At 48.8% G+C, this 13,726-nt stretch carries 11 protein-coding genes; all 11 read right to left on the reverse strand.

The genetic code is table 11. The features are described 5' to 3' along the window. Nucleotides 1–26: 26 nt before the first annotated feature. The 11 genes from KNO79_RS07855 to infB all read right to left on the reverse strand — a co-directional run bounded on the left by KNO79_RS07855 (nt 27) and on the right by infB (nt 13,724). Nucleotides 27–1,694, reverse strand: a complete 1,668-nt coding sequence (locus tag KNO79_RS07855; protein WP_015881439.1) for a ribonuclease J — start codon at nt 1,692–1,694, stop codon at nt 27–29. A gap of 95 nt (nt 1,695–1,789) precedes the next feature. Further along, a complete protein-coding gene (locus tag KNO79_RS07860; RefSeq protein WP_260563679.1) occupies nt 1,790–2,428 on the reverse strand; it encodes a M15 family metallopeptidase in 639 nt (212 codons plus the stop codon). Between the two features lie 11 nt (nt 2,429–2,439). After that, the gene (locus KNO79_RS07865; RefSeq protein WP_214691047.1) at nt 2,440–3,693 is read right to left on the reverse strand and encodes a lipid II:glycine glycyltransferase FemX; all 1,254 of its coding nucleotides are present in this window, start codon (nt 3,691–3,693) and stop codon (nt 2,440–2,442) included. 3 nt (nt 3,694–3,696) lie between these two features. Further along, nucleotides 3,697–5,190, reverse strand: coding sequence for a UDP-N-acetylmuramoyl-L-alanyl-D-glutamate--2,6-diaminopimelate ligase (locus tag KNO79_RS07870; protein WP_230872800.1), 1,494 nt, complete (start codon nt 5,188–5,190; stop codon nt 3,697–3,699). A gap of 51 nt (nt 5,191–5,241) precedes the next feature. Next, entirely contained in the window at nt 5,242–6,459 is a 1,218-nt protein-coding gene (locus KNO79_RS07875; RefSeq protein ID WP_196430555.1) for a M16 family metallopeptidase, read from the reverse strand. A 51-nt stretch (nt 6,460–6,510) separates the two neighbouring features. Then, complete coding sequence (gene pnp, locus KNO79_RS07880; RefSeq protein ID WP_074037212.1) at nt 6,511–8,727, reverse strand: polyribonucleotide nucleotidyltransferase; 2,217 nt, start codon at nt 8,725–8,727, stop codon at nt 6,511–6,513. Between the two features lie 128 nt (nt 8,728–8,855). Then, nucleotides 8,856–9,125, reverse strand: coding sequence for a 30S ribosomal protein S15 (rpsO, locus tag KNO79_RS07885; protein ID WP_074037213.1), 270 nt, complete (start codon nt 9,123–9,125; stop codon nt 8,856–8,858). A gap of 124 nt (nt 9,126–9,249) precedes the next feature. Continuing rightward, the gene (locus tag KNO79_RS07890) at nt 9,250–10,176 is read right to left on the reverse strand and encodes a bifunctional riboflavin kinase/FAD synthetase (RefSeq protein ID WP_214691048.1); all 927 of its coding nucleotides are present in this window, start codon (nt 10,174–10,176) and stop codon (nt 9,250–9,252) included. A gap of 16 nt (nt 10,177–10,192) precedes the next feature. After that, nucleotides 10,193–11,107 (reverse strand): tRNA pseudouridine(55) synthase TruB, encoded by a 915-nt coding sequence (gene truB, locus KNO79_RS07895; protein ID WP_251125233.1) that lies wholly within the window; start codon nt 11,105–11,107, stop codon nt 10,193–10,195. A 46-nt stretch (nt 11,108–11,153) separates the two neighbouring features. Next, nucleotides 11,154–11,498 (reverse strand): 30S ribosome-binding factor RbfA, encoded by a 345-nt coding sequence (rbfA, locus tag KNO79_RS07900; RefSeq protein ID WP_159562106.1) that lies wholly within the window; start codon nt 11,496–11,498, stop codon nt 11,154–11,156. 18 nt (nt 11,499–11,516) lie between these two features. Then, the gene (gene infB, locus KNO79_RS07905) at nt 11,517–13,724 is read right to left on the reverse strand and encodes a translation initiation factor IF-2 (RefSeq protein WP_214691050.1); all 2,208 of its coding nucleotides are present in this window, start codon (nt 13,722–13,724) and stop codon (nt 11,517–11,519) included. Nucleotides 13,725–13,726: the final 2 nt, after the last annotated feature.

Genomic DNA, 13,726 nt, shown 5'->3' on the forward strand with positions numbered 1-13,726 from the left:
ATGACTTTTGCCTCACTCTCATTCCATTAAATCTCCATAATGATCGGCAAGATCATCGGACGACGTTTCGTCTGCTCGAATAAGAAGACGCTAAGTCGCTCGCGGATATTTGATTTCAATTCGGTCCAATCACTGCCAGCCTGCAGACTCTTTTCAATCTGTTTCGTGACAATACGGTTTGCCTCTGAAATCATTTCCTCCGATTCGCGCATGTACACGAAACCACGTGAGATGAGTTCAGGTCCTGAAATCAATTTCTTCTGTTTCCGATTCAACGTGACCACGCAGAGGACAACTCCATCTTGTGACAACAAACGACGGTCCCGTAAGACGATGTTTCCAACGTCCCCAACACCGATTCCGTCAATCAAGACGTTACCTGCAGGGACTTTTCGGCTCATGCGGGCTTTTCGACCTGTGAACTCAACGACGTCACCTTTTTCAACGATGAAGATGTTGTTCGGTTTGACACCCACTTGTTCTGCGAGTTTCGAGTGTGCCATCTGCATACGATATTCGCCGTGAATCGGTAAGAAGTACTTCGGTTTGACAAGGTTGAGCATCAACTTCAATTCTTCCGCTGAACCGTGTCCAGATACGTGGACTTTTCGCTGATTATAAATGACGTTCGCACCCGAACGGAACAATAAGTCAATCGTTTTAGAAACCGACTTCTCATTCCCTGGAATCGGTGTCGCCGCAATGACGACCGTGTCATTCAATCGAATGTTGACTTGCTTGTGGGCATTACGTGCCATGCGAGTCAACGCCGCCATCGGCTCCCCTTGCGAACCTGTCGTTAAAATGACGACCTTGTTATCCGGTAGACGGTTAACTTGGGACAACTCAACGAGAGTCTTCGCCTTGAAGCGCAAGTAGTTTAATTTTTGCGCAACTTCGACGATGTTGACCATACTACGACCGACGACCGCGACTTTACGATCATTCGCTTCTGCTGCTGCAAATACTTGTTGCAAGCGATGGACGTTCGAGGCGAATGATGCCACGATAACCCGACCTTCCGCTTGATAGATGACATCGTTCAATTCAGCTCCAACGATTGACTCTGAACCGGTTTGCCCCGGTCGCTCGGCGTTCGTCGAGTCGGAAAGAAGCGCAAGAACGCCACGTTGTCCGATTGCTGCTAATTTATTGAAGTCAGATTGTTTACCATCGACAGGCGTGTAATCAAACTTGAAGTCTCCGGTATGGACGATCGCACCTTGAGACGTTTGAATACATACGCCGACGCAGTCGGGAATCGAGTGATTGACGCGGAAAAACGTGATGAAATGATCAGCGATAGTCAATTTCGTTTTGGCATCAATCATGCGAAGGTCGACTTCTTTCAACAAACCGGCCTCTTTTAATTTCAATTCAATCAACCCGAGGGTCAATTTCGTCCCGTAAACTGGGACGTGTTTCAAGTCGCGTAAGACGTAGCTGAGTCCACCGATATGGTCTTCGTGACCATGGGTGATGAAAATCGCCCGTACACGATCTTTATTTTCTTTTAAGTATGTGATGTCTGGGATGACGATATCAATCCCGAGCATCTCATCGCCTGGAAACATTAGACCGGCATCGATGACGAAGATGTCGTCGTCTAGTTCCACGACGTACATGTTCTTCCCGATTTCGCCTACGCCTCCAAGCGCAAAGACGCTAATATTCTCTGTCTTCTTTTTTGACACTAACAAAAACCTCCTAAATGATTCATATTCTGTTTCGTCCCCTTATCGCTACTGAATATTGTAGCGGAAAACGGCTTCATTGCCAACATTTCCGTTTAATCTAATAGAGGTTTTAGTGCATCGGCAAGAGGTGCCGTCTCTTCTTTGTCAGGTCGTTTCCCTGCAACAAGTTGACGAATCGACAAACCGAAGTCCATCTGGAGGTGAGGATAGTCCGGGAATGAGTTCCAGTCTCCGCCCCATTCAAACCCGAGCGCCTTCCCTAACTCCCCGAGTTCTTGCCAGTCAGGAATGTCATTCCGATTACGATCCGTATTCAGGTCATAGTCGGTCTTATTGTTATGGATGATGACGAAATCCACAGCAAGACCGTAGTTATGATAGCTCTGACCCGCCTTAGCATTGGTCACCACTTGCCCGGGTTCAGACCGTCCTTGCGCATACAGTGCATTCTGTTCCTTGGCAGAACGGTATCCAGAAGTGAGGCGTACTTCAAGGTCTAGACAAGAATGGGCTAATCGAATGAACGATTCTCCCCGATTGGCGACTAACGGATGCAACCGGTCAAAATCAATCTTCGACCTTGTCAAGATCGCATTTTCTTCCTCCACGTCCCGCACACACATATCCGCTTCAAACGTCGGTTCATCTACCCAAGGCACCGGTTCCGGTTGCATATAAAAGTAAGCGAGCGTAATGCCAATCAGAAAGGCGATCATTGCAAGAGATAACACGCCTGTCCACCTCATCTTCTTAACCGTTTACGCAGTCCTTTTAAGAGTGGCAATCCTTTTTCGAGAGCCATATACAAAGGACGATTCAAGACGAGGTCGAATTCCCCGACCTTTTCAATCATGTCGCTTCCCCATCCCGATTTGAATGCGTATAGACCAGCATACTCATCATCCGGGTCCGTACTTCCTGATACCCCGCCGAAATCGTATCGCTCGGCGCCACTCTCTTTGGCCGCCTGCATCATCGTCCACTGCATCAAGTGGTTCGGCATAAATTCACGGAATTCATTTGACGAGGCTCCGTATAAGTAATAAGAGCGCCGTCCTGCGAGTGTCAACAGACCACCTGATAAGACGAGCCCGTTCGGATAGGTCTGATCAAGTTCGACCAGCTCAGGGAGGGCTTGCTCCGCTTTCTGAATTTGTGCTTCCGTCTGTTCCTTGCGGTTCAAAAGACTGTTACGCTTCTTCTCAATCGTTTCTTTCTCAAGACCCCGTTCAATCTTCGCCAACTCTTTCTTCGCTTTTTCTAGCGTTGCCTGTTGCTGTTCGAGTGCGATTTTCGGTTCGAGGGTTGTCAAGAAGAGACGGGCATCGTTCGGTTGCAGACAATCGTATAGGTTCTCAAAATAATCGAGCCCTCGCGTAGCGAATCCGTCACGTTCCCCTGTTACTTTCATCAAATCGGCGAACGTTTTGAGTCCGTCACGACCGACCTCCTTGCAGACAATTCCCTTTTTCTCCGCGAGGCGGACGTTGTAGCGGAACTTATGATGGAATTTCGTAAAAATATCTTTCTCACTCGGGCGCAAATCCGTTTCCATGGTAAAACGAGGTTGGGCGTAATCAAATCCACCGCCATATCCCTTATGTTTAAACCCGATGGCAGCCATTTCGGTCAATAGCCCTGGCATCTCATCGCGATCAATGTTTGGATCGATTTTTACGACGATGGCTTTATGTGCCACCGCGACACGTCTCGCTTCTTTCACGAGCGCCTGCAGCGATGCCAAATCTTCGTAGTCCACGACAAATCCGCGTGGGGCATAACACAATGTGTATGGTAATTTCGGGACACGTTTAAACAAAAGTAAAGCGACACCGGACGTCACGCCGTCTCGCGCAACCGCGACACGTTCTGAAGTCCAGCCATTTTGGCGCTTCACATCTCCCCAACTCGATAGTTGCAACAAATCTCCACGGTCGTGTGTTTTGACGAAGTCGTCATGTTCTTTTTCTGTCAACGTAATTGGTTGTACTGCCATAAATCATGCTTCCTCCGTATTCAAAATGGTCGCTCGTACAATCGCCTCTTCGTCGAGCGGCAATTTTTCATTTCCGATAATTTGGTACTTTTCGTGCCCTTTCCCTGCTAGCACGATGATGTTGTCCGGTTTCGCTAAACGGGCCGCATAACGGACCGCTTCTTCTCGATCCCCGATTTCAACAAAGTTGTCATGGGTCATCCCGGCCGCAATCCCTTTTGTAATGGACTCATACGCTTCGAATCGTGGATCATCTGTCGTGATGATGACGGTACCGGCATAGGACGAAGCCATCTCGCCCATTGCCGGACGTTTTGTGACGTCACGGTTTCCACCTGTCCCAATCAAAAAGATAATCTTTTCTTTTGGTACGCCGACGAGCGACTTCAGACACTGTTCGATGCCATCAGGTGTATGAGCATAGTCCGCATATACGTTGTAACCTGGGACGTCTAAACGTTGCATCCGTCCCTTGGCCGGATGAATCATCTCAAGTGCTTTTGCAATTCGCTCAAGCGAGTAACCGGCAGCGAGAAGACAACCCGTCGCCAACAATAGATTGTACACGTTGAAACGACCGATGAACTGGACCGTTACCGGAAGTTTTGCGCCTTGGTAATTCAATGTAAAGCTGGTCTGAGACAACGTCTGTTCAATGTCCGTTGCCATCAAGTCTGCTTGCGCATCAATCCCATATGTTATTACTTTCGCACCGGTCATCGTCTCATAAAGAGGCGTTTGTGCATCGTCCGCGTTCAAGACGGCTACTTTTCCACGTGAGGCCATTTGACCGAGTTGAGCGAACAATAACCCTTTTGCACGTGCATAGTTTTCAAACGTTCCATGAAAATCTAGGTGATCGTGTGTCAAGTTCGTGAAGCCCACGATGTCAAAATCAGTTCCGATGACACGTCCGAGCTCAAGACCGTGTGAGGACACTTCCATCATCACGTCCGTCACGCCCTCATCACGCATTTGTGCCAACAACTGTTGAAGTTCTGAACTTTGAGGCGTCGTATTTTTACTTGGAACGATTTTATCGTTGATGCGTACTTCAACGGTCCCAATCAAACCGGTCGAATGACCGAGGACATCGAGGACGTCTCGTAAAATCGTCGTCGTCGTCGTTTTCCCATTCGTTCCCGTGATCCCGAACAGTCGCATCTGTTCAGATGGATACGCATAAAAGGCCGAAGCCAACAACCCGATTGAACGCGAGCTGTCACGCACAATCAAGTTTGGCACTGACAGGTCGAGCGGTCGTTCGCTAACGACTGCCACCGCGCCTCGCGCTACCGCTTGTGCCGCATATTCATGCCCATCGACCGTATAGCCTTTGATGGCGACAAACAGCGTTCCCGGCACAACTTCTCGCGAGTCCGTCGTCACATGCGTCACGACGATGCCTTCTAGATTTGGTTGATTAATTAGTTGTATCGTCTTCACTAAATCCGTTAAGTTCAAGTCTTTCCCTTCTTTCACCTGTATCCTATCCAAACTAAAGAATACCTCTTAATCAGTGTAGAGAACTTACAATTCGGTTTCAAGTCACGCTTCGTTTGGGAGGACATATGACTTCGCCGGGCGATGGTTCAACACCTCACGAATCAATGCATTGACCTCATCGCGTTCAATCCGTTCTACTTTCTCAATCACTTGTTCAATCGGCTCGACTTCGTCGAGCAATAGCAAGTTCCGTCCGTTCCGGTTCATGCGGGCACTCGAACTTTCATTCCCGAGGGCGATCGACCCTTTCAATTGTCGCTTGCCTTTGTCTACTTCCTCAGCAGTCAAACCTTCTGCGACAAGTCGCTTCATCTCTCTCTCAAGGATGACTTCGACTTGTTCTAACGTATCCGGTGACGTACCGACATAAATGGTAAACGTACCGTGATCGGAAAACGTCGTGTAGTAAGAGTAAATGGAATAAGCTAACCCTTCTTCTTCACGGATGGACTGGAATAAACGCGAAGACATCGTCGCGCCGATTGCGTTGTTCATCAATGCCAAGTGAGGCAAACGGTCATCCGTCGCGGGAATCGCTTCGTAGTTCCAGCAGAGGTGGGCTTGCTCCGTTTCTTTTTGTTTCGACAATGTGTCATGGAACAGTTCCGGTTGATTGATTTCTTTCGACGATTCCCTAGAAGGGATGTGAGCAAACCTACGTTTTACCGCCTCAATCAATTCTTCAGAAACATGACCTGCAATCGAGACGACAATTTGCTCGGCCGTATACTGTTCCTGTAAGTATTCGACGAGCTGGTCACGTGTCAATCGATTGACACTCTCCTCCGTCCCTAAAATAGGTTGAGCGAGGATATCGTCACGATACGCCGCAATGGCCAATAGTTCATGAACGAGATCTTCCGGCGTGTCCTCATACATTTTAATTTCTTCCACAACGACACGCTTTTCTTTTTCCAACTCCTGTGCATCGAGCACCGACTCAAACAGCATATCTGTCAGTACGTCGAGCGCCATGATCGCGTGTTCATCGAGCGTCTTCACATAAAAGCATGTATGGTCTTTCGAGGTGAATGCGTTGACGCTTCCACCGAGCTCATCGAAAAAGGAAGCAATCTCTTTTGCGCTTTTTGATGCGGTGCCCTTGAACAGCATATGTTCAATCAAATGGCTGATGCCGATGTTCTCAAAAGTTTCTGTACGTGTTCCGGCTTTAATGAATACCCCGGTTGAGGTGCTGAGTGAACCATCGATTGGTTCGATGATGATTCGAACACCGTTCTCTAGTGTCATCCATTCCATATTCTCACTCCTATGAAAAAGGCCATCGCACCAAGACGATGGCCAGAATAATTAATTTGTCGAGCGCGGTGGACGACGGTCCCCGTCACGACGTGGCGGACGGCTTTCGCGAGGTGGACGGCTTTCACGTGCTGCCTTCCGTTTCGCTTCGTATGCCTCACGCTCTTCAGGAGACAATCCTTCTAAGATGAGCGCTTTTCGTGATGCGTTGACACGACCTTTGTCATCGATTTCAGTGACTTTGACTTGAATCGAATCGCCAAGCTTCACAACATCCTCGACGTTTGCGACACGCTCAAGGCTGAATTCGGATACGTGTACGAGTGCATCTTTCCCTTTGAATAACTCGACGAATGCGCCGAATTTCTCGATGCGACGTACGGTAGCATCGTATACTTCACCGACGACGACTTCACGGACAATGTCACCGATCATAGACATGGCAAGATCGATTCCTTCTTGGTCCGTCGAGGCGATGAAGACCGTACCATCTTGTTCGATGTCGATCTTGACGCCCGTTTGGTCGATGATGCTGTTGATCATCTTCCCACCTGGTCCGATGACGTCGCGGATTTTATCCGGATTGATTGTCATCGTCACAATCTTCGGTGCGTATTTCGACAATTGTGTACGTGGTGTATCCAACGTCTCAAGCATGTGGTCAAGAATGTGCAAACGACCGACACGTGCCTGTTCAAGCGCTTCTTCTAGAATTTCACGCGTGATTCCGGCAATCTTGATATCCATTTGAAGGGCAGTGATCCCGTCTTTCGTTCCAGCTACTTTGAAGTCCATATCCCCAAGGTGGTCTTCAAGTCCTTGAATATCTGTCAAGACCGTGTAATGCTCACCTTCCATGATAAGACCCATGGCAATCCCAGCGACTGGCGCTTTGATTGGCACACCTGCATCCATCAATGCGAGTGTCGACCCACAAATCGAAGCTTGTGAACTTGAACCGTTTGATTCGAGTACTTCTGAAACGAGACGAATCGTATACGGGAAGTCTGCTTCTTTCGGAATAATTGGAAGAAGTGCACGTTCACCGAGTGCCCCGTGACCGATTTCACGACGACCTGGTGCACGGACAGGACGTGCTTCACCGACTGAGAATGGCGGGAAGTTATAGTGGTGCATAAAGCGCTTGTTCTCTTCAAGACCGATTCCATCGATGATTTGTGCGTCTCCGATGACACCGAGAGTCGCGACCGACATGACCTGTGTTTGACCACGTGTGAAGAGACCGACACCGTGTGCGCGTGGGAGTAATCCGACTTCTGACGCGAGCGGACGAATCACGTCTGGACGACGTCCGTCTGGGCGGACTTTTTCGACCGTGATCAAACGACGGACTTCATCTTTGACGAACTTGTTCAAAATCCCTGAAACTTCACCGAGTTTCGATGGCTCGTCAGCAAGACGTTCTTCATACATCGCAACATATTTCGCAATCACTTCGTTGATGGCTTCGTCACGAGCATGTTTCTCTTCCACTTGAACCGCTTCTACGATTTCAGGACGAGCTGCTTCGAGTTCAGCAGTAAGCGCCTCATCGTATTTCGAGACCGTGTATTCGAATTTAGGTTTTCCGACGGCTTCTACGATTTCTTGTTGGAATGCGATCAAACGCTTGATTTCTTCATGTCCAAACAAGATCGACTCGAGCATGATGTCCTCAGGCACTTCGTTCGCACCTGCTTCAACCATGTTGATGGCTGTCGATGTCCCTGCAACTTGAAGTTCAAGGTCCGTTTTCTCCAACTGAGCCGTCGTCGGGTTGATGACGAACTCGCCGTCTACACGTCCGACTGTCACGCCAGCGATTGGACCGTCAAACGGTACATCTGAAATCGAGAGCGCGATCGATGTTCCTAGCATACCCGCCATTTCAGCCGAGCAATCTGGGTCGTTTGACATGACGTAAATCATGACTTGAATGTCATGACGGAATCCGTCTGGGAAGAGCGGACGAATCGGGCGGTCGATGAGACGTGATGTCAAAATCGCGTTTTCACCCGGGCGACCTTCACGGCGAAGGAAACCACCTGGAATTTTACCGACCGAGTAAAGTTTCTCCTCATAGTTGACCGTCAATGGGAAGAAGTCTAAATCTTTTGGTGCTTTTGAAGCCGTCACTGTCGCAAGGACAACCGTATCTCCATAACGCACGAGTGCCGAGCCGTTTGCTTGCTTCGCAAGTTGGCCGACCTCTACAGACAGTGGGCGTCCGCCCCACTCTGTAGAGAATACTTGTTTCGTACCTAACATGTACATTCTCCTCTCAAACCTTATCTAGTTTATTATGTAACTCATTCCAACGAATGTCTAATCATTTTCCTTAAAAAAGAAGAAACGGACTAGGACGTTGTCCCAGCCCGTTAAACAGTCTCAATCGATTAACGACGGAGACCGAGGCGTTGAATCAATTCACGGTAACGTGTAACGTCCTTGTTACGAAGGTACGTAAGCAAGTTACGACGACGTCCAACCATTTTCAAGAGACCGCGACGTGAGTGGTGGTCTTTCTTGTGTGTACGAAGGTGGTCGTTCAATGTGTTGATTTGTTCAGTCAACACAGCCACTTGTACTTCCGGTGAACCTGTGTCACCTTGTTTTGTCGCGAATTCCGCGATAATTTCGTTTTTACGTTCTTTTGAGAGTGCCATTGCCTCTCCACCTCCATTTAATGAAAAATTGCCGCGTTGCCGAGCCGACGTTGGTGAATCGACCAGCCAAGCGAAGCGGTGTACTTTGCGTACTTGACAAGGATAGCGTACCCGCTCTTGAAAGTCAAGATAGGATTGAACGAGCTGCCACCTCATCTTCTTTTAGTTGAGCGACCAATGCATCCAACCCATCGAACGCGCGTTCATTCCGAATATATTGGATCCACTCGATTTCGATGACTTGTCCATATAAATCCTCGGAGAAGTCGAAGAGATGGCTCTCAACAGAGACCAATCCCGTCTCATAAAACGTCGGACGACGTCCAACATTCGTCATCGCGTGGAACATCCGTCCGTCCGGTAGCGTGACTCGAGTCGCGTATACGCCCAATCGTGGCATGACGTACGAAGCGTCCATCAACACGTTCGCAGTCGGGAAACCGATTGTACGCCCTCTCGCATCACCGTGAATGACTTCGCCACAGATCACGTATGGCGTACCGAGGAGTTCATGTGCGGCATCGACCTGTCCCTCTGCCAAGAGTTTACGGATGCGGGTAGATGACACTTTTTCCCCATCCATCGTCTGCTCTGTGACGACAGACGTCGTGAATTGGTCACGCGCATGGTACGGAAGTGTCTCCATCGTCCCTTCTCCAAACTTTCCATACGAGTAATCAAAACCAGCTGTCACGTGCACGGCTCCGGCACCGATCAAATAATCATCTACAAACTGTTGCGGGGACAAATTGGCCAATTCTTTTGTGAATGTCAAGACGAGGCAACGCTCTACCCCGAGCGCTTCGATGCGCTTCAGTTTCCGGGACAGCGGTGTAATATAGCGGACCGCATCCGGTTTATTGGAGAGTACTTGTTTCGGATGAGGATCGAACGTGACGACCGTCACCGGCAGGTTGTGCTCAGCTGCCACGCGTTTGGCATGATTGATTACAGCTTGATGCCCTTTATGAACACCGTCGAAGAAACCGAGTACCATAATGGATGGATACACGTCGGGTGTTTCTGGATAAGTGAGATGTTTTGTTTCCATACTGTCAAATTCCCCCTTAGTCGATAGCCAACATGACCTCGACTGTAGCGTCTGTCGTTCCTTCTTGTCTTCGATATAAAGCAAGAGGGATTCCTTCTTCATTATAGACAGTAAATAACTCAAATTCGAGCGAAACGCCGTTCAGCTTCCCACCGTTGCGAATATAGCGTTCCCGATTCTTTGGAATGGTGATCATTGGCCAGCGTTTGATCACATCTTCGAGAGGAATGACATACGCCATTCGCTCCTCGACCGTTTCAAGTGTTTGAAGCGTTCCGAGTGTTACCGCGGTCGCTTCATCAAACGTTCCTGAGCTCGTCCGTCTGAGTTCGCTCATATGGGCAGGGTAACCGAGTTTCTCCCCAATCTGAACGGCGAGCGTTCGAATATACGTCCCTTTCCCACAGTCGATTTCCATTCGGAATCGACAGACGTCCGCTTCGAATATCAATTCACTCGTCCGCTCCAGACGATGAATCTCGACCGTCCGCCGAGGTCGTTCGACGGTCTGCCCTTTCCGAGCATACTCGTACAACTTCTTCCCATTTACTTTGACCGCCGAGTAGTACGGCGGGATTTGTTCAATCCTCCCTGTCAATTGGCGCATCGCCTCGTCAATCTGGGTTGCATCCAAATCGTTCGGTGTGACTGACTTCTGCGCGACGACCTCGCCATGCGCGTCCTCGGTCATCGTGGCGGTACCAATCGTCACCTCGGCCACGTAACGCTTCCCTTCATCTGTGATAAAACGCGATAACTTTGTGGCGCGTCCTAAACAGATGGGCAATATGCCTGTCACTTCCGGGTCAAGCGTACCCGTGTGACCGACCTTTTTCGTCTGGAATAATTTTCGTAATTTAAATACGCAGTCATGACTCGTCATGCCAGCATCTTTATCGAGTACGAGCACTCCGTTCGGTTCCAATTTCATCCCTCCATATAAAAAAAGGGAGAACGACGTCTCCCCTTTCAAATTATTAATCTTTGTTCAAATCACGAATCAACGAATCGATATGGCTACCATATGCGACTGAAGAATCATATTCAAACGAGATCTCTGGTGTTTTCCGAAGACGGATGCGATTCCCGATTTCGCGACGGATAAACCCTTTCGCCTTATCGAGACCAGCTTGCGTTTCTGCTTTCACATCTTCCTCATCACCAAGCACCGTATAATAGACTGTTGCTTGCTGTAAGTCACCTGTCACATCAACGCTCGTAATCGTAGCGTTTTTTGTACGCGGGTCACTGACTTCCCGTAACAAGACATCTGTTATTTCTTTACGCATTTGCTCGGCAACACGTTGGGCACGAATTTTCATACGTGATCCCTCCTCACATTATTTACGTTCGACTTCTTTCATGACGAACGCTTCAATGACATCCTCTACTTTGATGTCATCAAATTTCTCTACTTTAATCCCACACTCATAACCAGTCGCAACTTCTTTCACGTCATCTTTGAAACGACGAAGCGTATCGAGTTTACCTTCGTAAATCACGATTCCGTTACGAATGACACGGACACCGGCGTCACGTGTGATTTTACCTTCTGTCACATAACAACCTGCAATCGCACCGACTTTCGAAACTTTGAAGACGTCACGGACTTCGACTTGACCTGTGATTTCTTCCACGAACTCTGGGTCAAGCATCCCTTTCATCGCGCTCTCGATTTCTTCGATTGCGTTGTAGATGATGCGGTGGAGACGCATTTCAACGTTCTCTTGTTCCGCCATCGAACGTGCGTTTCCATCAGGACGGACGTTGAATCCGATGATGACAGCATTCGCAGCTGAAGCGAGGATGACGTCACCTTCCGTGATTGCACCGACACCTTGGTGAACGATGTTAACTTTGACGCCTTCGACATCAATCTTGCGGAGTGAACCAGCCAATGCTTCGGCTGACCCTTGAACGTCTGCTTTGATGATGACGTTCAAGTCTTTCACTTCACCTTCTTGAATGCGGCTGAACAAATCATCAAGACTTACTTTCGCCGACTCACGACGCTGTGACTCAAGGTAACGTTGGTAACGTTTTTCCCCGATTGCACGTGCTTTCTTCTCATCTTCGAAGACGATGAACTGGTCACCCGCTTGTGGAACGTCGTTCAAACCAGTGATTTCAATCGGTGTAGATGGTCCGACTTGTTTCACACGGCGACCGATATCGTTGACCATCGCACGGACACGACCGAATGTGCTACCGACGACGATTGAGTCTCCGATTCGAAGTGTACCGTGTTGAACGAGAAGTGTCGCGACCGGTCCACGTCCTTTGTCGAGTTTCGCCTCGATGACTGAACCACGAGCTGGCATGTCTGGTGTCGATTTATATTCTTCGACTTCAGATACGAGGAGAATCATCTCGAGCAATTCATCGATCCCTTCGCCTTTGATGGCAGAAATCGGAACGAAGATTGTTTCGCCGCCCCACTCTTCAGGGATGAGACCGAACTCTGTCAACTCTTGTTTGACACGGTCAGGGTTTGCCCCTTCTTTGTCCATTTTGTTGACTGCCACGATGATTGGAACGTTCGCTGCCTTGGCGTGCGAGATTGCTTCCTCTGTTTGTGGCATGACGCCATCGTCAGCCGCAACGACGATGATCGCGATATCTGTCACTTCGGCACCGCGGGCGCGCATCGTTGTGAAGGCTGCGTGACCTGGTGTATCGAGGAATGTGATTTTCTTATCGTTGACTTCAACTTGGTAAGCACCGATGTGCTGCGTGATTCCGCCCGCTTCTCCTGCGACGACTTTCGTGTTACGAATCGAGTCAAGAAGTGTCGTTTTCCCGTGGTCGACGTGACCCATGATGGTAACGACAGCTGGACGTTCTTCCAGGTCATATTGTGAGAAGTCGATCTCAACTGTTTCAAAGTCTGTCTCATCGACAACAACTTCTTTTTCAACCTCAAAGCCGAATTCTGCAGCGAGTAATTCAACCGTTTCATCATCAAGCGTTTGGTTGATGGTTGCCATGACACCGAGACCCATCAACTTCATGATGATTTCATTTGGCTTTTTATTCATTTTTGAAGCAAGGTCAGACACGCTGAGTACATCGTCATACTTGATGACGTTGCCCATCTCTGCCTCTTGCGCGAGACGTGCTGCTTTACGCTGACTTGTCTTCGAGTTTGGATCGGCTTCTTGTGGCACAGCCGCTTTTACCGGCTTGCCTTTGCCTTTCCCTTTTCCACGTTTTTTATTGCGTGGGTCGTTGTTTCGGTTGTCGTTACGATTTTGTCCACCGCGATTGTTTTGACCGCCACGGTTCTGTTGTCCCGCTTGTGGACGTGGCGATTGTGCTTCTTTTTTCTCTTGCTTCGGCTCATTCGATGTTGACGTCGCTTTCGCTTCCGCTTGTTTTTCAGCACGATATTTTTCAGGATTGAACACACGGTCCAATTGTTTTACCGTTTCCTCATCGAGGACGGCCATATGGTTTTTCACCGGTTTGTTCAATTTTTCTAATTGAGTAATGACTTGTTTACTCGTTACATTCTGTTCTTTTGCAAATTCATAGACGCGTTTTCCCAAAG

Source organism: Exiguobacterium sp. s43, assembly GCF_018617255.1.
Lineage (GTDB): Bacteria > Bacillota > Bacilli > Exiguobacteriales > Exiguobacteriaceae > Exiguobacterium > Exiguobacterium profundum.